General features: G+C 64.6%; 17 protein-coding genes. 3 read left to right on the forward strand and 14 right to left on the reverse strand.

Features of this window, described 5'->3' with window-relative positions; all coding sequences use genetic code 11:
* Positions 1-2 precede the first annotated feature (2 nt).
* From ACV17W_RS05035 to ACV17W_RS05095, 13 genes are all read right to left on the reverse strand, one after another.
* A complete protein-coding gene (locus tag ACV17W_RS05035) occupies positions 3-1670 on the reverse strand; it encodes a TRAP transporter large permease (RefSeq protein WP_462595343.1) in 1668 nt (555 codons plus the stop codon).
* Between the two features lie 2 nt (positions 1671-1672).
* On the reverse strand, positions 1673-2293 hold the full coding sequence (locus ACV17W_RS05040; RefSeq protein ID WP_462595344.1) for a TRAP transporter small permease subunit: 621 nt from the start codon (positions 2291-2293) through the stop codon (positions 1673-1675).
* A gap of 196 nt (positions 2294-2489) precedes the next feature.
* A complete protein-coding gene (locus ACV17W_RS05045) occupies positions 2490-3584 on the reverse strand; it encodes a TRAP transporter substrate-binding protein (protein WP_462595345.1) in 1095 nt (364 codons plus the stop codon).
* A 142-nt stretch (positions 3585-3726) separates the two neighbouring features.
* Entirely contained in the window at positions 3727-4533 is an 807-nt protein-coding gene (gene truA, locus ACV17W_RS05050) for a tRNA pseudouridine(38-40) synthase TruA (RefSeq protein ID WP_462595346.1), read from the reverse strand.
* Positions 4534-4537: 4 nt separating this feature from the next.
* The gene (locus ACV17W_RS05055; RefSeq protein ID WP_462595347.1) at positions 4538-6463 is read right to left on the reverse strand and encodes a type IV pilus assembly protein FimV; all 1926 of its coding nucleotides are present in this window, start codon (positions 6461-6463) and stop codon (positions 4538-4540) included.
* 185 nt (positions 6464-6648) lie between these two features.
* A complete protein-coding gene (asd, locus tag ACV17W_RS05060) occupies positions 6649-7779 on the reverse strand; it encodes an aspartate-semialdehyde dehydrogenase (RefSeq protein ID WP_462595348.1) in 1131 nt (376 codons plus the stop codon).
* Between the two features lie 241 nt (positions 7780-8020).
* Positions 8021-9097 (reverse strand): 3-isopropylmalate dehydrogenase, encoded by a 1077-nt coding sequence (leuB, locus tag ACV17W_RS05065; RefSeq protein WP_462595349.1) that lies wholly within the window; start codon positions 9095-9097, stop codon positions 8021-8023.
* A gap of 178 nt (positions 9098-9275) precedes the next feature.
* Complete coding sequence (leuD, locus tag ACV17W_RS05070; protein WP_462595350.1) at positions 9276-9926, reverse strand: 3-isopropylmalate dehydratase small subunit; 651 nt, start codon at positions 9924-9926, stop codon at positions 9276-9278.
* Between the two features lie 14 nt (positions 9927-9940).
* Entirely contained in the window at positions 9941-11344 is a 1404-nt protein-coding gene (gene leuC, locus ACV17W_RS05075; RefSeq protein WP_462595351.1) for a 3-isopropylmalate dehydratase large subunit, read from the reverse strand.
* 145 nt (positions 11345-11489) lie between these two features.
* Positions 11490-12308 carry a M48 family metallopeptidase gene (locus ACV17W_RS05080; protein WP_462595352.1) on the reverse strand — a complete coding sequence of 273 codons (819 nt, stop codon included), beginning with the start codon at positions 12306-12308 and terminating at the stop codon, positions 11490-11492.
* 41 nt (positions 12309-12349) lie between these two features.
* Positions 12350-13408 (reverse strand): chorismate synthase, encoded by a 1059-nt coding sequence (gene aroC / locus ACV17W_RS05085; RefSeq protein WP_462595353.1) that lies wholly within the window; start codon positions 13406-13408, stop codon positions 12350-12352.
* An 87-nt stretch (positions 13409-13495) separates the two neighbouring features.
* The gene (locus ACV17W_RS05090) at positions 13496-14995 is read right to left on the reverse strand and encodes a protein adenylyltransferase SelO (RefSeq protein WP_462595354.1); all 1500 of its coding nucleotides are present in this window, start codon (positions 14993-14995) and stop codon (positions 13496-13498) included.
* Positions 14992-15375, reverse strand: coding sequence for a DUF2069 domain-containing protein (locus tag ACV17W_RS05095; protein ID WP_462595355.1), 384 nt, complete (start codon positions 15373-15375; stop codon positions 14992-14994). Before ACV17W_RS05095 ends, ACV17W_RS05090 begins: the two co-directional genes overlap by 4 nt.
* Positions 15376-15392: 17 nt before the next feature.
* On the opposite strand from ACV17W_RS05095, the gene ACV17W_RS05100 reads away from it, so the two are divergent.
* Together ACV17W_RS05100 and ACV17W_RS05105 are read left to right on the forward strand one after the other, a co-directional pair.
* A complete protein-coding gene (locus ACV17W_RS05100) occupies positions 15393-16754 on the forward strand; it encodes a YihY family inner membrane protein (protein ID WP_462595356.1) in 1362 nt (453 codons plus the stop codon).
* Positions 16738-17202: a CBS domain-containing protein gene (locus tag ACV17W_RS05105; protein WP_462595357.1), complete on the forward strand. Its 465-nt coding sequence runs from the start codon at positions 16738-16740 to the stop codon at positions 17200-17202. The genes ACV17W_RS05100 and ACV17W_RS05105 overlap by 17 nt, the downstream gene beginning before the upstream one ends.
* Before the next feature lie 15 nt (positions 17203-17217).
* Here the strand turns inward: ACV17W_RS05105 and dusA are convergent, their stop codons facing one another.
* Positions 17218-18231 (reverse strand): tRNA dihydrouridine(20/20a) synthase DusA, encoded by a 1014-nt coding sequence (gene dusA, locus ACV17W_RS05110; protein WP_462596467.1) that lies wholly within the window; start codon positions 18229-18231, stop codon positions 17218-17220.
* Between the two features lie 164 nt (positions 18232-18395).
* On the opposite strand from dusA, the gene ACV17W_RS05115 reads away from it, so the two are divergent.
* Positions 18396-19364, forward strand: a complete 969-nt coding sequence (locus ACV17W_RS05115; protein ID WP_462595358.1) for a homoserine kinase — start codon at positions 18396-18398, stop codon at positions 19362-19364.
* Positions 19365-19367: the final 3 nt, after the last annotated feature.

The raw sequence follows: 19367 nt of genomic DNA on the forward strand, positions 1-19367 counted from the left end.
GGCTATTTGAATGCGGCGGCCGGATCGGCGGCTTCATTCCCGTAGATGCTACTGCCGTAGGTGGTTTCGATTTCGATCTTCACCGTGTCGGGGTCCACGGTAGACATGCCCGCCTTGTAATGCATGACCATGCCGGGGAACACCATGACTGCCACCACCATGATCAGTTGGATAGCGATGAACGGCACGGAACCCCAGTATATCTGCCCGGTGGTGACCGGCTCAATCCGCTTGCCCGTCACCTTGTCCACATAGGCATCCTTGGGCGCCACAGAACGCAGGTAGAACAGCGCGAAGCCGAACGGAGGATGCATGAACGACGTCTGCATGTTCACTGCCAGCAGGATACCGAACCAGATCAGGTCGATACCCAGCTTGTCGGCCACCGGCCCCAGCAGCGGCACGATGATGAAGGCCAGCTCGAAGAAATCCAGGAAAAAAGCCAGCACGAAGGTGAGCACGCTGACGACTATCAGGAACCCCCACTGGCCGCCCGGCACGCTGGTGAGCAGATGTTCGACCCAGAGGTCGCCACTGACGCCACGGAAAGTCAGCCCGAATACCGTCGATCCCACCAGGATGAAAACCACGAAGCAGGACAGCTTGGTGGTCGTATCCATGGCCTGCCGCAACAAATCGAGCGTGAGGCGGCGACGGATCAAGGCCATGATGATGGCGCCCACGGCCCCCATGGCGCCGCCCTCGGTCGGGGTAGCCACGCCAATAAAGATCGTGCCCAGCACCAGGAAGATCAGGAACAGCGGCGGAATCATCACGAATGTGACGCGCTCGGCCAGCGCAGAAAGCACACCCAGGCGGAACACTTTGTTGACGATGGCAATGACAAACGCGGTCAGCCCCCACAGCAGCAGGCTGAGCACGACTTTCTCGTCAACCGGCGCGTCGGCCTTTTCGAGCCACTGTGTCATCAGGTAGGCCGAGACCGCCGAGACGAGCATCAGGACCAACAGCGAACGGCCGCCGCGCGAACCGTTGGGCTCACGGAAGGCACGCGCCTCTTCGGGCAGTGCAGGCGCCGATGAAGGCTTGAACAGCGACATCAGGACGATGTAGCCGATATAGGACCCAGCCAGCAAAAAGCCCGGCACCATGGCCCCTCGATACATATCACCGATGGAACGACCCAATTGGTCGGCCAGGATAATGAGCACCAGCGACGGGGGAATGATCTGCGACAAAGTGCCCGACGCTGCGATGACCCCAGTGGCCAAGCGTCTGTCATAGCCGTAGCGCAGCATGATGGGCAGCGAAATCAAGCCCATGGAAATGACCGACGCCGATACCACACCGGTCGTCGCAGCGAGCATGGCGCCCACGACGACCACCGCGATGGCCAGGCCCCCGCGCAGGGGTCCGAACACCTGCCCGATGGTTTCGAGCAAGTCTTCAGCCATGCCGGAGCGCTCGAGCACGAGCCCCATCAGCGTGAAGAACGGTACGGCCAGCAAGGTGTCGTTGGCGACGATGCCGAACACCCGCTGCGGCAGCGCCTGGAACAGCGAGGCGTTGAACAGCCCCAATTCCATGCCGACCAAACCATAGAGAATGCCATTGGCGGCCAGCGCAAAGGCTACCGGAAAGCCGAGCAGCAGAAAGATGACCAGCGTGCCGAACATGATCGGCGCCAGGTTCGCAATAAGGAACTCCATGATCAGCGACCCTTGTTTTGTTGTTGCAGGGCCGCTTCGCGCGCTTGCGCTTCACGGGCAATTTCTTCAGCCAGGAGTTCCTCGGCGCTCTTGCCTTCGCCACGTGCCAGCGGATCGGGTGCCTGCCCTCGCAGGAAGGCCACACACTTGATCAATCGGGAGATCCCGGCCAGCACCAGCAGGCCAAAGCCTACCGGTATCATCAGCTTGACCGGCCAGCGGACCAGGCCGCCGGAATTGGACGACTGCTCGTTGGAGATGTACGAATCCATGAACATCGGCCACGACAGGTACATGATGAGGACAGCCATGGGCAGCAGGAAGAACAGCACGCCGAAGATTTCGATGTAAATCTGTGCGCGTTTGGAGAGCCGCGACGACAGGATGTCGACCCGGACGTGTTCATTCTTGAGCAGGGTGTAGCCAGCCGTCAGCAGGAACATGGCGCCAAACATGTACCACTGAAGCTCCAGCCAGGCGTTCGAGCTCATCTCGAACACCTTGCGGACCACCGCGTTGCCGGCGCTGACCAGCACCACCAACAGGGTGACCCACGTCACGGCTCGGCCAACCCGCAGATTCAGCGCGTCAATGGCGCGCGACAGAGCGAGTAATGCATTCATGATGGGTAGGAATATCCGGAAAGGAAAAACGCCTGGCGCCCGGTGCGGGGCAGGCCTGGGCATGCGGAGCCTCGGGGTGCCCGGCGGCTGTCTCGTGCATGCGGCGCCTTGGCGACGCTGGCTTGTGACAAGCGCTGCGGCAGGCAGAATCGGGGAATTTTAACGCTCCCCCGATTCTGCCCCCGGCGAGCCTGGCTTACTGGCCGCGGTTGATGGTTCCCATGAACCCGTCGAAGCTGCCTTCAGCAATACGGAACCACGGGATTTCGTTGTTGCGGAAGGCCACCATGTCGTCGTAGATCTTCTTGAACATCGGATCCTTGGCCGAGAACTCTTCGTACACCTTGTTGGCCTCGGCGTAGCACGCGTCCATGACAGCCTTCGGGAAAGCCTTGAGCTGGGCGCCCTGCGACACCAGACGGCGCAACGCGGCCGGGTTTTCAGCGTCGTACTTGGCGATCATGTCATTGGTGGCTGCCGCCGCGGCCTGGGACAGAACTGCCTGGTAATGCTTGGGCAGCTTGTTGTAGACGTCCTGGTTGACGTACAGCGAGACCTGGAGGGTGCCTTCCCACCAACCCGGGAAATAGTAGTGTTTCGCGACTTTGTGGAAGCCCAGTTTCTCGTCGTCGTACGGGCCGATCCACTCGGCGGCGTCGATCGTGCCTTTTTCGAGCGAAGGATAAATGTCGCCGCCGGCAATCTGCTGCGGCACCACGCCCAGGCGCGACAACACGGCGCCCGCAAAGGCGCTGGCGCGGAACTTCAGACCCTTGAGGTCATCAACCGACTTGATTTCGTTGCGGAACCAGCCGCCCATCTGCGTGCCGGAATAGCCGCAAGGGAAATTGACGATGTTGTACTTCTGGAACAACTCGCGCGTGAGCTTCAGGCCGTTGCCATGGCGCATCCAGGCATTCATCTGGCGCGTATTCAGGCCGAAAGGAACGGCGCCATCGAAACACAGGGCCGGGTCTTTGCCGAAGTAGTAATAAGAAGCGGTGTGCCCGCATTCGATCGTGTTGTTCTGTACCGCGTCGAGCACTTGCAGCGCAGGCACGATCTCCCCTGCGGGAAACGCGCGGATATTGAACTTGCCATCCGTGGCTTCGGATACGTACTTCGCGAGGTTCTCGCCCCCGGAATAGATGGCGTCGGCGCTGCGCGGAAAACTGGACGCCAGGCGCCAGTTCAGCGTGGGGGATTCTTGAGCGAACGCAGGAGCGGCGAGAGCGGCACCGCCGGCTGCAGCACCCAGGGTGGCCTTTTTGAGGAACGAACGACGTTGCATTACGGAAGTCTCCTTGTTGGGATCAATGCAGGCGTGCCATTCGTGTAAAACGGCCGCCGAACCGGCGCAGGATTGGCTGCCCCGATTTTTTCGCTCGCAATGATATAGGGATTCCCGATGGATGCCTCCCTGCTGATAACCCTTAATAAAAAGTAATGCCGGGCATCAATTGGAGGGTGCCATCCACGTCCGGAAGATTGAATTCGGCGGGGTACTCGATGGCCACCAGGTACAGGCCATCGGGGGAAAATGTAGGCGCCGCCAGCCTGCGGTCACGCGCCGCAAGCAGTTCGGGTATCCATTGCACGGCTTGGCGCCCCTGCCCGATCTGCAGCAGCGCGCCAATCAGATTGCGCACCATGTGATGCAGAAAGGCGTTGGCGCGCAACGTAAATACCAGGAAGGGCCCATGCTCTTCAATGTCGAACCTGTGCAGGGTGCGCACCGGATGGCGGGCCTGGCATTGCGACGATCGAAAACTCGAAAAATCGTGTTCGCCCAGCAGCGCCTCGGCCGCCTGGCGCATCGCAGACACGTCCAGCGGCTGAAAGCACCAGCCGGCACGGCCTGCCCACAGCGGCGGGCGGACGCGCCCTCGCCACAATAGATACCGGTAAGTGCGCGAACGCGCGGAAAAACGGGCGTGGAACGCTTCGTTGACCGGTTGCGCCCATTGCACGGCAATGGAAGGCGGCAGAAAGGCGTTCACCCCGCGCACCCAGGATTCGGCGCGCCGTTGCAGTTCCGTATCCAGGTGGACCACCTGCATGGCGGCGTGCACCCCTGTATCGGTACGGCCCGCGCATACGGTGGGAATGCTGCCGCCGGCACCGGCAAAATGGCCCAGGGCGGCCTCGAGCACATCCTGCACAGTCTGGCGATGCGGCTGCGTCTGCCAGCCCTGCCAGGCCGACCCGTCGTAGGCCAGGCCCAACGCGATGCGGGGCATACGCTCAGGGCTGGCCGTCGCGTCGCGGCGGCTCGTCGGTAGGCGGCTGATCCAGGTCCAGATTGATGCCGTCGAGCTTGCGGTTCAGGGCGGCCGTATCAAGCACCGGCTCACCGTAGGTGGCCTCGTCCTCATCGGCGCGCCGCGCCCCGGCGCGACGCAGCGCCCATGCCACGATCAGCACGATGATGGCCAACGCCGCGGTCACCATCACGAGCAGATTGTTGGCCAACCAGCCAGGCAGCGAGTCCATGGCGGCATTCCCCTTGATGTTGCCGGCATCCGCTGCATTGCGGGCCGAAGATTCCGAACTTGCCGCGCCCGGGTTGGCCGAGCCGCCGGCGATGCTGGCAGAGCCTGTCGCGCCAGTCGCACCAGGCGTTCCGGCTGCGCCGGGAGCGCCGGTCGTGCCTGGAGCACCGGTGCCGCCGGGAGCGCCTGACGTACTCGGCGCACCGGCCGTACCGGGAACGCCGACCGTACCCGGAGCGCCGGCCGTGCCTGGAGCGCCGGCCTTCCCTGGAGCACCGGCCGCACCCGGAGCGCCTGCCGCGCCTGGAGCGCCTGCCGCGCCTGGAGCACCGGTCGTACCTGGAGCGCCTACCGCACCTGGAGCACCGGCCGTACCCGGAGCGCCTGCCGCACCTGGAGCACCGGCCGTCCCTGGAGCACCGGCCGTACCCGGAACGCCTGCCGCACCTGGAGCACCGGCCGTACCCGGAGCACCCGCTGTACCGGGAGCGCCTGATGCACCCGCAGTACCGGCTATACCCGGAGTTCCGGCCGCACCTGGAGCGCCTGCCGGACCCGACGCGCCGCCGCTACCCGGCGCACCGGCAGTACCCTGAGCGCCGGTTGCACCTGGGGCGCCAGCTCCGCCCTGAGCGCCTGGGGCCGCTTGCGTGGAAGCAGTGTCCCCCGCACTTCCTACGGCCTGGTTCAAGGCATCGACGTTTCCTTCCAGCGTGGCGACGCGCTGCTGGGTGTCCTGCATGGCGCGCGCGGCAGAGGTACGTGTATCCGACGACGCGTCCGCGTCTGTTCCGGCACTGAGGCGCAGGCGGTCCTGCGCGGGCGAGGTCGCAGTGCCCTGGTCTGCTGGCGCCGCAGTGACTTGCCCCGCCGCGGCGCTGCTCGCCCCCACGGCGGCATTGCCACCGGTATCCGCGGCAACTCGACCGCGATAACGCTCGAAGGCTTCGAGTTGTTCAACGTAGATGCGACGCGCCTCGGCAGGATCAATGGCGCGTACGGTCGCAGCGTCGGGTATGGCCAGGGTTTCACCGGCACGCACCAGATTCATGTTGTTCTGGATGAACGCCTGGGGATTCGCCCGCCACAGGGCAACCAGCATCTGGTACATGCTGGCGTCGGCCACGGCGTTGCGCCGCGCGATGCGGAACAGATTGTCGCCACGGCGCACGACCACAGATCCCGCCGTGCCCTGCTGCGCGCTGGCCGACCCGATGCGGGCTGCCTGCACAGCGGGGGCCGATCCGCGTTGCGGCACCAGAATGGTGACCTGGATCTGGCGTTGTCCGAGGCTGGACTGCAAATCGAGCAACAGGTTGACCGAAGGCGCAGCCAGGGGCTGCGTAGACGTGACCCGTATGTTCTTGCGGGTGGCAGCCTGCCCGTCCTGGAGGGCAACCCGCAGGGTCTGCAATGGCACGGGCGGCTGTAACCCGGCTCGCTGCCAGGCCTGGGCGTCAGCCAGGCGAACGCTCAGCGACGCCACCTCTTCGGGTGTCAGTGCCTCGAGGGGCACCACAACCTGCAAAGGCGCGCCGGGCGCGGATACCACGCGTGAATGGCCAACGGTGGCCGCCTGCGCGGCCACGGTGGTCGAGGCTCCCAAGGCCAGGGCCACAGCCCAGTTCAGGGCGTTTAGACGGCAAGCATGGGAAACGTGGCGCGAACGCGAGGTCATGTTGGGAATCCTGCAATACGTATCGGGTTACCGGCGTGTGCTGGGCGAAAGTGTAATGGATGGACCTGGTTTAACAAATCGGCGCGCGGGCCCATGGGAACCGGCGCGGGATAAAACAAAGGCACCCGCGGGTGCCTTGGCCCCGGCCCGTACAGGCGCGGGAAGCGATGCCTCGCGGAGCCGAGTCAAGCTTCGGCCAGGGCGATCCGCAGCATGCGGCGCAGCGGCTCTGCCGCACCCCACAGGAGCTGGTCGCCCACCGTGAAGGCGCCCAGATACTGCGACCCCATGGACAGCTTGCGTAAGCGGCCCACCGGAATGTCGAGCGTGCCCGTCACCGCCACGGGTGTGAGCGCCCGCACGGTGTCTTCTTTGGTGTTGGGTACGACTTTGGCCCATTGCGTGCCCTGTGCGATCAATGCTCCGATTTCATCGAGCGGGATGTCGCGCTTGAGCTTGATCGTGAGCGCCTGGCTGTGGCAGCGCATGGCCCCGATCCGCACGCACAGGCCGTCAATGGGCGTGGCCGGCGTACCGAACCCGGCGCCGCGGCCGAGGATCTTGTTGGTTTCGGCTTCGGCCTTCCATTCTTCGCGCGACATGCCGTCGCCCAGATCCTTGTCGATCCAGGGGATGAGATTACCGCCCAGCGGCACGCCGAAGTTCTGCTGCGGCAGCGCCGGGTCTTGCTGGGCCTTCAGGACCCCGCGGTCGATATCGAGAATGGCCGACGCCGGATCGTCGAGCAAGGGCTTGACAGCCTGGTTGAGCAGGCCGAACTGGGTCAGCAATTCGCGCATATGCTGCGCGCCGCCTCCCGATGCAGCCTGGTAGGTCATGGAAGTCATCCATTCGACCAGGTCGTTGTTGAACAGACCGGCCAGTCCCATCAACATGCAGCTGACGGTGCAGTTGCCGCCGACAAAGTTGCGCACGCCGTGCTTGAGTGCAGCGTCGATGACAGGCCGGTTGACGGGGTCCAGCACGATGATGGCATCGTCTTTCATGCGCAGCGTGCTGGCCGCGTCGATCCAGATGCCGTTCCAGCCCGCCGCACGCAACTTCGGGAACACGTCCGTGGTGTAGTCGCCGCCCTGCGCCGTTACGATGATGGGCAGTTTTTTCAGAGCATCGATGTCGTAGGCGTTCTGCAGCGGCCCGGCGCCATCGGCCCAAGCGGGCGCGGCGCCACCGGCGTTGCTGGTGGAAAAGAATACGGGGTCGATCAGGGCGAAGTCGTTTTCGTCGCGCATGCGTTGCATGAGAACGGAACCGACCATGCCGCGCCAACCGACCAGGCCTACTGCTTGCTTCATGTTCAATGCTCTTGAAGTAGAAAAATAAGGAAAAACGGCGTGGATCCCGACAATTTATCAGAATGAAGGGAAAAATGTTGCGGTGCAGGGTCGTAAGCCGACCCGTCCCAGCCCGGGACGGCCCGACTTACCGAGAAATGATCGGGGTCAACCCGCCCGGCAACCCGCCGCGCGGCGCCTGCCGGCGGCAGGCGGCAAGCCGCCCGCGCCCGCCGCGGGCATGTGGATGAGTGCGCGAGGTTCAGCCCAGCGCCTTCAGCACCGCGTCGCCCATCTGCGACGTAGACACCTTGGTCGTGCCGGGCTCGTGGATATCGGCGGTGCGCAGGCCATCCGCGAGCACCGCACGGACGGCGGCTTCAATGCGATCGGCCTGCGGTGCGAGGTCAAGCGAATAGCGCAGCAGCATGGCCGCCGACAGGATCGTCGCGAGCGGGTTGGCAATGCCCTGCCCGGCAATGTCGGGGGCCGAGCCATGGCTGGGTTCGTACAGCCCCAGCCCGGAGGAATTCAGCGAGGCCGAGGGCAGCATGCCGATGGAGCCGGTGAGCATGGCGGCCTCGTCGGACAGGATGTCACCGAACAGGTTGCCCGTCACAATGACGTCGAACTGGCGAGGATTGCGCACCAGTTGCATGGCGGCATTGTCGACGTACATATGCGACAGCTCGACATCCGGATAGTCGCGCGCGACCTCGATGACGATATCGCGCCAGAACTGCGAGGTCTCGAGCACATTGGCCTTGTCGACGCTGCACAGCTTCTTGCCACGCTTGCGCGCCGACTCAAAGCCGATGCGGGCAATGCGCCGCACTTCCGTGTCCGCATAGCGCATGGTGTCGAAGCCTTCGCGCTCGCCGGTAAACGGGCCATCGGCGGCGCTGCGCACCCCGCGCGGCGTACCAAAATAAATGTCACCCGTGAGTTCGCGGATGATGAGGATGTCCAGCCCGGCCACAATTTCGGGCTTGAGCGATGAGGCGCTGGCCAGTTCAGGGTACAGAATGGCGGGGCGCAGGTTGGCGAACAGGCCCAATGCCTTGCGCAGGCCCAGGATGGCCTGCTCAGGACGATGTTCCCGCGGCAGGCTGTCGTACTTCCAGTCGCCCACGGCGCCGAACAGGACGGCGTGCGAGTTGCGGGCCAGGTCGAGCGTCGATTGCGGCAGCGGATGGCCGGCCTGGTCATACGCGGCGCCGCCCACCGGCGCCTGTTGAATCTGCAGCGGCAGTTTCAGCGCGCCCAATACGCGTACGGCCTGCTCCACGATTTCGGGGCCGATGCCGTCGCCAGGCAGAACTGCGATGTTATGCGTCATGAATGGAACCTATAGATATTCAATAAACAGATGCTTGAACCGTCCGATGGAGGCCAGCGCGCGCCGGCGTGATCGGCGTGGCGCCTCAAGCACCAGCGTGCCAGGCGCCTCGGCCGACCAGGCCGGCCCGACGAAACAGGCCGCCGTCGGCAACTTGCGTCGCGGCTGCGGTCAGGGCTCAGGCAATGGGCCGGCTTTCCAGCCACGGATGGCGGGCCAGACGCTCGGCCTCGAACGCGCGGATCTTGTCGGAATGCCGCAACGTCAGCCCGATATCGTCGAAGCCGTTGAGCAGGCAATATTTGCGGAACGGTTCGATGTCGAACTGCATTTCGCGGCCATCGGCAGCCACCACGACCTGGCGGTCGAGATCGATACGCAACTTATAGCCAGGGAAGGCCTTCACTTCGTCGAACAGCCGCGACACTTCGAGTTCGGACAGAACGATGGGCAGCAACCCGTTCTTGAAGCTGTTGTTGAAGAATATATCCGCGTACGACGGTGCAATGATGGCGCGAAAGCCATACTGCGTCAGGGCCCAGGGCGCGTGTTCGCGGCTGGATCCGCAGCCGAAATTCTTGCGGGCCAGCAGCACCGATGCGCCCTGATAACGCGGCTGGTTCAGAACGAAGTCGGGGTTCACCGGACGCTTGCTGTTGTCCATGCCCGGTTCGCCGTGATCCAGATAGCGCAGCTCATCGAACAGATTGGGGCCGAAACCCGTGCGCTTGATGGACTTCAGGAATTGCTTGGGAATGATGAGGTCGGTGTCGACGTTCTCGCGATCGAGCGGCGCCACCAGGCCTTCGTGAGTGGTAAATGCTTGCATGGGAATCGGCTCTATTAGCGGAAGTTGCGGACGTCGACGAAATGGCCTGCCACGGCGGCGGCGGCAGCCATGGCCGGACTGACCAGATGTGTGCGCCCCCCCTGCCCCTGCCGGCCTTCGAAGTTGCGATTCGAGGTCGAGGCGCAGCGCTCTTCGGGTTCGAGGCGGTCGGCGTTCATGGCCAGGCACATTGAACAGCCGGGTTCACGCCATTCGAAACCCGCCTCGATGAAGATCTTGTCGAGCCCTTCGCGCTCGGCCTGCTGCTTGACCAGCCCGGAACCGGGCACGACCATCGCCTGCCGCACGTTGGCGGCGACGCGCTTGCCGCGCGCCACGGCAGCGGCCGCTCGCAGGTCTTCGATGCGCGAGTTCGTGCACGACCCGATGAAAACGCGGTCGATGCGGATGTCGGTGAGCGGCGTATTCGGCTTGAGCCCCATGTATTGCAGCGCCCGCTCCATGCCGTTGCGGCGCACATCGTCTTTCTCGCGATCGGGATCCGGCACGCGCGAATCTACCGGCAAGACCATTTCGGGCGATGTGCCCCAGGTGACCTGCGGCTTGATGTCTTGTGCATTGACTTCGACCACGCGGTCGAAGCTGGCGCCCGCATCGCTGTGCAGCGTGCGCCAGTAGGCGACGGCCTGGTCCCACAGCACGCCGGTGGGGGCGAACGGCCGGCCTCGGAAGTAGTCGATCGTCTTGTCGTCGACGGCGACCATTCCCGAACGCGCGCCTGCTTCAATAGCCATGTTGCAGACCGTCATGCGGCCTTCCACAGACAGATTCCGGATGGTGCTGCCGGCGAATTCGATGGCATGGCCGGTACCGCCCGCCGTGCCGATGATGCCGATGACATGCAGCACCACGTCCTTGGCCGTGCAGCCGAACGGCAGGTCGCCCTCGACCTTGATCAGCATGCTCTTGGCCTTTTTCATCAGCAGTGTCTGGGTGGCCAGCACGTGCTCGACTTCGGACGTGCCGATGCCGAAGGCCAGCGCGCCCAGCGCGCCGTGCGTGCTGGTATGCGAATCTCCACAGACGACCGTCATGCCGGGCAACGTGGCGCCCTGCTCCGGGCCGATGACATGGACGATGCCCTGACGCAGGTCGTTCATGCGGAATTCGGTGATGCCGTACTTGTCACAGTTGGCGTCCAGCGTATCGACCTGCAGACGCGAGATGGGATCGTCGATGCCCCGCGCGCGATTGATCGTCGGCACGTTGTGGTCGGCGACGGCCAGGTTGGCGCTGGTGCGCCATGGCTTGCGACCGGCCAGATTGAGACCTTCGAACGCCTGCGGGCTGGTGACCTCGTGCAGCAGATGCCGGTCGATATACAGCAGACAGGTACCGTCGGATTCCTGGTGGACGACGTGGGCGTCCCAGAGTTTGTCGTAGAGAGTTTGGGCCATGGATGGACTCGTGCAATGTCCGGCACGCCGGACGGGGACATCGAAAAACCGATGCCCCCATTATGCCCAGCCTCTGAACCTAGTACAACGGCAGCAATTATCCTAGTATTACTACCACCACCTTAGTCATCCCGCCCCCAAGGCCTTATTGCTTTCTGGACTGCTCGTACAGAGGCATGACGCGCTCGGCCGCGGCCTGCAGCTCAGATATCCGGGAGGCGGCAGACGGGTGGGTGGAAAGGAATTCGGGCGGCGCATTGCCGCTATCGGCGGCGCCCATTTTCTGCCACAGCGTGACGGCGGCGCGCGGGTCGTAGCCGGCGCGAGCCGCCAATTCCAGGCCCATGAGGTCTGCCTCGGTCTCGTGCGTACGGCTATTGGGCAGAGTGAACATCACGTCGGTCAGCTTGCTGCCGAGGTCGGCCGACACGCCCGTGGCGATCGAGAGCACCGAAAGCCCCAGATTGGTGACCATCTGCTGCGACACGCGTTCTCGGGCGTGCTCGCGAAGCGCGTGGGCGATTTCGTGACCCAGCACGGCGGCGAGTTCGGCATCGGTGGGTTTGATCTGGTTGAGCAGACCCGTATATACGGCAATCTTGCCGCCCGGCATGCACCACGCGTTCACCTCATTGACCGACAGCACGTGCACCGCCCACTGCCAGTTGGCGGCGTCGGGCCGGAAAGTCCCGACCTGGGCGATTAGGCGCTGCGAGATCGTTCGCACGCGCGCCACCTGCTGGGCATCGCGGTCGAGGGCACCCTGGGCGCGGGCTTTCTGGATGATGTCGGCATACTGCTGCCCGGCTTCCTGCTGGAGCGCCTGCTCGGGCACCATGCTGGACATGTACTGCGTACGGTCGATGCCGATGGCGCCCGATTGAGTGGTACTGACGCCGGCACACCCCGCCAGCGCCAGGCTGGCGACGACGGCTGCGCAAGCCAGCGCTTTTCGCGCAATCATTCGATTTCCCGCCTTCATGAGACCTCCGGGTCGATGTCGATTCAGCCGCACTGCCCCCGATGACGCAGCGCGTGGTCAATGAGCACCAATGCCAGCATGGCTTCGGCGATGGGTGTGGCCCGTATGCCCACACAGGGATCGTGCCGGCCCAGGGTCTGCACCATGACGGCTTCGCCGGCACGGTTGACCGAACGCCGTTCGATGCGGATGCTGGAGGTCGGCTTGATGGCAAGCGACACCGTGATGGGTTGCCCGGTGGAAATGCCGCCCAGCACGCCGCCGGCGTTGTTGCCGATGAAACCCTCAGGCGTGATCTCGTCGCCGTGTTCCGAACCGCGCTGCGCGACACAGTCGAAACCCGCCCCGATGGACACGCCCTTCACGGCATTCAGCCCCATCATCACGTGTGCAATGTCAGCATCAAGCCGGTCGTACAGGGGCTCGCCCCAGCCGGCCGGCAAGTTCTCGGCCACCACTTCGATACGGGCGCCGACCGAATCGCCATCACGGCGCAGCTGATCCATGTAGGCCTCGAGTTCGGGCACCACGGCGGCGTTGGGCGCGTAAAAAGGATTGCCGGGAACATCGTCCCACGACACGAACGGGATGGGGATGGGCCCCAACTGGCTCATGTAACCACGTATGCGCACGCCGTGTTGTTGCGCCAGCCATTTCTTCGCGATGGCGCCAGCCGCCACGGTGGGGGCGGTAAGCCGGGCCGAGGAACGGCCGCCGCCTCGTGGGTCGCGCAAACCGTATTTGTGCGTGTACGTGAAGTCGGCGTGGCCGGGTCGGAAAGTATCGGCAATATTGGAATAGTCTTTGCTGCGCGCGTCGGTGTTGCGGATCAGCAGCGCGATGGGTGTGCCGGTCGTGACGCCCTCGTAGACGCCCGAAAGGATCTCGACCTGATCGGGCTCCTGGCGTTGCGTGACATGGCGCGAGGTGCCTGGCCGGCGGCGATCGAGTTCGGCCTGGATATCGGCGGCATCGAGGGCCATGCCCGGTGGGCACCCGTCAACCACGCAACCAATGGCGGGGCCGTGCGATTCGCCGAAATTTGTGACGCAGAAAAGACTACCTAAGGTATTGCCGGACATATGGGGTTTGGAAAGGCGTTGGAAGCAAGAGGATTATGACACTGACCGGCCGGAGGCCCGCTACCAAACGTAGCGGGCGAGGCGCCATCAGGATGAACAGCTGACTTCAATGCCGCCCGCCCAATCGGGCGGCAAGGCCGCGTAGGCCTCGCGGTCGGGCTGGGCCACGTACGGATTGCGCAACAGACCCAGCAGGATGTCGATTTCGCTGGCATCGCCCGCCTTCGCCGCGCGGATGGCCTGCTCGGCCAGGTGATTGCGCAGCACGTACAGGGGGTTGACCGCATCCATCGCCCGGGCGCGGGCACTCGGATCGCCCCCCGCCTCGTCCTGCGCATGGCGTATTGCCAGGCGTTCATACCAGGCCTGCGCCGCGGCGCGGTCGATGAACAGGTCCTGGAAGCCCTGGGGCTGGCCCCGCACGGCATCCGCCAGCCTGCGGAAGGTCAGCGTGAAATCTGCGCGCTGCTCGTGCATGAGACGCAGCAGATCGTCGAGCAGCGGCTCGTCGTCGGGACGCCATGCATGCAGGCCCAGCTTGGCCGCCATGCGCTGGTGGAACGCACGCGTGAAAATGCCCTCGTAGCCGTCGAGCACGCCACGCAGCGCCTCGACGTCGGGCACCAGCGCGTGCAGGCTGCCGCCCAGCCGGTACAGATTCCATAACGCCACCGAGGGCTGGCGATTCCAGGCGTAGCGACCTTCGCTGTCGGAATGGTTGCAGATATGGTCGAGCCGGAAGGTGTCCATGAATCCGTAGGGCCCGTAGTCGAGCGTGAGGCCCAGTATGGACATGTTGTCGGTATTCATGACCCCATGGCAGAAGCCGACTGACTGCCAGTCGGCCATCAGCAAGGCGGTGCGGCGGGTGACCTCGGCCAGCAGGCGCAGCAACGGGCCGGTGGCGCCGGTTTCGCCGCCTGCAGGCGTCTCGCGGCATTCCGGATAGAACCTGTCGATCACGTAATCGGCCAGAATCTGCAGCTGCTCGGGCTGGCGCCGCGAAGACCAATGCTCGAACGACCCGAAACGCACAAAACTCGGCGACATGCGCATGACGATGGCCGCCGTTTCCACCGTCTCGCGCATGACGGGGTCATCGGACACGACCAGCGCCAGCGCCCGCGTCGTGGGAATGCCCAGCCCGTGCATGGCCTCGCCGGCCAGGTATTCGCGCACTGAAGAGCGCAACACGGCGCGGCCATCGCCCATTCGCGAGTATGGAGTCATGCCGGACCCCTTGAGCTGCAATTCCCAGTTGCCCAGGAGCCCCGCCACTTCGCCCAGCAGATGCGCACGGCCGTCGCCCAGCTGGCCGGCCCACACGCCGAACTGGTGTCCGCTGTAAACGGCGGCCAGGGGATCTCCGCCAGGCAGCGGCTGCGCACCGGCGCAAATCTGCAGGAACTCTTCGGAGTGCAGCGCCTGGGGCGCCAGACCGATGAGCGCCGCGGCCGGCTCATTGGCATGCAGCAGGCGCGGCGAGGCCGTAAGGGGCTGCGGGGCCACCCGGGTGTAAAAGGCGGGCGGCAGTGCGGCGTAGCTGTTGTCGAGCCGCAGCTCGTCGAGGGTCTGGACCAGCTTCATGAGGCGCCTCCGGTGCGTCGCGCACGCGCGGCGCGCTTGGCCGGACGTACGTACATGATGGCCGCCAGGAAAAACACCAGCGACAGCGCGACCTCGATGGCAGCCAGCGCAGCCGACAGGGGCGACGGGTCGGACATGGCCCGCACCGCACCTTCCATCAGGTACAGCAGAATGAGCATCGACGCCCACTGGAATGTGTAGACATCGCCACGCAACACCCCACGCAACGGGAATGCCAGGGGCAAGGCCTTCAGGAACAGCCACGATCCGCCCGGCCGGATGGGGGCGAGAAAGGTTTCCCAGGCCACGCAAAGCACGATGAGCGCCAGCAACGCGGCGGCCGCCACACGCCGCAAATTGGGGTTGAGATCAGGATTCATGCTGCTATTATCGCCTGATGAGCCACTCTGCCGAGCCCGCCCCCGCTCAGCCGGCGGCGGCCGCTGTTCCCCGTCGGCGCGCGACCTGGATCGCGCGCATGGGCAGGGTGTTTCGTTTCGCGGCGCAGCGTGCCGACGAAGAACAGCTGCTGCAGGTCGCGTCGAGCCTCACTTTCACCACTGTGCTGGGCATCGTGCCGATGCTGGCCGTCGTGCTGTCGTTGTTCACGGCGTTCCCGGTCTTCCAGGATTTCCGACTTGCCCTGGAAGATTTCCTGGCGAACAGCCTGATGCCGCCGGCGGTGTCCGACAACATCATGGACTATCTCAACCAGTTCGCCTATCAGGCCTCGCGCCTGACCGCGATCGGGGGAGCCTTCCTGGTGGTCACGTCATTGCTGCTCATCATGACCATCGACAAGTCATTCAACGACATCTGGCACGTCACGCGTCAGCGCCCCCTGCCCCAGCGCGCCCTGGTCTACTGGGCGGTCGTGACTCTGGGGCCCGTGGTGGCCGGCGGCAGCCTGTGGGCCACCTCATTCCTGGCGCGCGAGTCGATGGGGCTGGTGCGCGACGTGCCCGAGCTGATCAGCCTGGCGATATCCTTCACTCCCCTGGTGCTGACCGGACTGGGGTTCGCGGCGCTGTTCGTAGTGGTGCCCAATCGCCACGTCTACTGGCGCGACGCGCTCATCGGGGGGTTCGGCTCGGCGATTGTGTTCGAACTGATGAAGTCCGCCTTCGCCTATTACCTGACCCGCTTCCCGACGTACACCGTCATCTATGGCGCATTCGCGACGCTGCCGATCTTCCTGCTCTGGATATACCTGTCATGGCTGGCCGTGCTGTTCGGCGCCACCGTGGCGGCCAGCGCCCCGCTGATTCGTCTGGGGCGCTGGGAGATCAATCGGTGCCCGGGGGCCGCGTTCGTCGATGCGCTGGCAGTGCTGCGGGCCTTGCAATCGGCCCAGGGCATGCGCCCCCCCGGCCGCAGCGTATCGGCCCTGTCCAAGCGCCTGCAGCTGCATCACGACGAACTGAACGAGGTACTGGAACGGCTGGAAACCCTGGGGCTGGCCGCGCGCACCACTGACCAGAGATGGGTGTTGACCTGCGACCCCCGCGACACCCGCCTGGATTTCGTGGTCGACAATTTCCTGCTCGACCGGAACCAGCCGCGCGTGCGCGAAGACCCCGCCGTGGTGCGCGTGGCGGCCGCCGTGCTGAGCCAGGCGAAGGCCCCCACGCTGGAAGAAGTGGCCGGGCTGGCGCACAATACTAATGAACCACTCGCGGCGATCGTACCGCTCGAGGCGAAGACAAGCAGCAAAAGGGGGGCGAGAGCCCCGGGAGATCATCATGTTGAAAGTCAGTGAAATTCTGCGTGTAAAAGGCGACACGCTTTATACGGCGTCCCCGGACACGCCGGTGGCCACGGCCGTGCAAACCATGAGCGAGCAGGACATCGGCTCTCTGGTCATCATGGAATCGGGCATGTTGACCGGCATGCTGACCTTTCGCGAGATCATCCGGCACTTGCACGACCACGGCGGCCAGCTGGGGGAAAGCACCATACGCTCCATCATGGACGACGCCCCGGTCAGCGTGTCGCCCAACACCAGCGCCGATGAAGTGCAGCGGCTGATGCTGGAAAAACACGCACGCTACATTCCGGTCATGGACGGGCCGACGCTGATGGGGGTGATCTCGTTCTACGACATGGCGCAGGCCATCGTGGCGGCCCAGCAGTTCGAAAACAACATGCTCAAGGCCTACATCCGCGACTGGCCGATGGACGGCACCGCCGCCGGCAACAAGCCCTGAACGCGACGACCCGCGTCAGTGCGATGCACTGACCGTGCCCTCAGGCGCGCGTTCCGAAGGCGCGCCCCGCAGGCTGTGCCAGGCTTCGAATATCAACCCGGCGTCATTGCCGGCCAGGCGAGCCGGATCCGACAGCAGCCGCCTCCAGCGACGCGCGCCGGGCTGACCATTCACCAGCCCCAGCAGCGGACGCACGACCACCCGCAACGGAACGCCCTGCCCGACCTGTTGCGCCGCATAGCGGACCATGGCATCCACGACCTGCGCATCGGTGGGCAAGCGCACCGACGGCCAGAGCGGCATCGACACTTCGGACAAGACGCGCGGCGTATGCCAGGCCGCGCGCCCCAGCATCACGCCATCGAATGAGTCCAGGGTCTGCAAAGCGAGCGCCGCATCGGCCAGGCCGCCATTGAGCACAAAGATGCTGTCGGGGAAATCCCGCTTCAGTTGCAGGGCAGCGTCGTAGCGCAGCGGCGGGATTTCACGATTATCTTTGGGCGTCAGGCCTTTGAGTACGGCGTTTCGTGCATGGACGATGAATACGCGGCAACCGGTGTCGTGCAGGGCACCGACGAAATCGCGAACAAACGCATAAGAGTCGTCGTAGTCCAGGCCCAGGCGATGTTTGACGGTGACGGGCACGTCCACGGCGTCCTGCATGGCCTTGATGCAGTCGGCCACCAGGCCGGGTTCCGCCATGAGACAGGCGCCGAATGCGCCCCGCTGTACGCGTTCAGACGGGCAGCCGCAGTTCAGGTTGATTTCGTCGTAGCCCCACTGGCGCCCCAGACGCGCTGCGTGTGCCAGCGCATCGGGCTCACTGCCCCCTAATTGCAGCGCAACCGGATGCTCCGCCGTGTCGAAATCGAGGTGCCGCCCGACATTGCCGTGCAGCAGCGCCCCGGTGGTGATCATCTCGGTATAGAGGCGCGCGTGCGGCGCCAGCAGCCGGTGGAAATAACGGCAATGGCGGTCCGTCACGTCAATCATGGGGGCGACACAGAGCCGCCAGTCGGAAGCGTTCAACATTGCGTGCAAATCGGGGGGAATCGGGTATTTTACGGCCCCCTGCGGCGCACCGCAGCGGAGTTCTGACAAGCGAGCGCGGCCCGTGGACTAAAATTGCCGGCGCCGCCCCGCGCAGTGCGCTCCGCGTGCACGCCGGCAGTTCCCTTTCTATCCGCTGATCCATGGCCGTATTCACCCCTGTTACTGACGCCGACGCCCGCACTTTGCTCACGCAATTCGATTTGGGCGAGCTGGTGTCGCTTCGCGGCATCACCGCCGGCATCGAAAATACGAATTACTTTCTGGCGACGACCCGCGGCGAGTACGTATTGACGCTTTTTGAAGTGCTTACCCACGCCCAACTGCCGTTCTACATCGAATTGATGCACCATCTGGCGACGCGCGGCGTACCGGTGCCGCAGCCCCAGACGCTGCGCGACGGCAGCCGCCTGACCTCACTGCATGGCAAACCCTGCGCCATCGTGACGCGCCTGCCTGGCGGCTACGAACCGGCGCCAGGGCCCGCACACTGTGCCCTGGCGGGCGCCACACTGGCACGCGCCCACCTCGCTGCACAGGATTTCCCGCTGCATCAGCCCAATCTGCGTGGACTGGTCTGGTGGACAGAGACGGCTCCGAAAGTGCTGCCTTTCCTGGACTCGGCCCAGGCGCAGTTGCTGACGAGCGAAATCGAAGCACAGCAGCAGGCCGCGGCCAGCGCAGCCTGGCAGGCATTGCCGGCCGGCCCGGCTCACTGCGACCTGTTCCGCGACAACGTGCTTTTCGCCGGCACGTTCGAAGACCCCCTGATGGGTGGCATCATCGACTTCTACTTCGCCGGCTGCGACGCCTGGCTGTTCGACGTGGCGGTCAGCGTCAATGACTGGTGCATCGAACGCGAAACCGGCAATTTCGTGCCCGCACTGGCGCAGGCCTGGCTGAACGCCTACGCGGCGGTACGGCCGTTCACCGAAGATGAGCGCCAGGCATGGCCCACCATGTTGCGGGCGGCGGCGCTGCGCTTCTGGATATCGCGGCTGTTCGACTACTTCCTGCCCCGCCCGGCTCAGACGCTCAAGCCGCACGACCCCCGCCATTTTGAGAGAGTGTTGCAGGCGCGCCACCGCGGCGGACTGGCGGCCTTGCCCTAGGCC

The organism is Bordetella sp. MIP270_01_BMS (assembly GCF_054958705.1).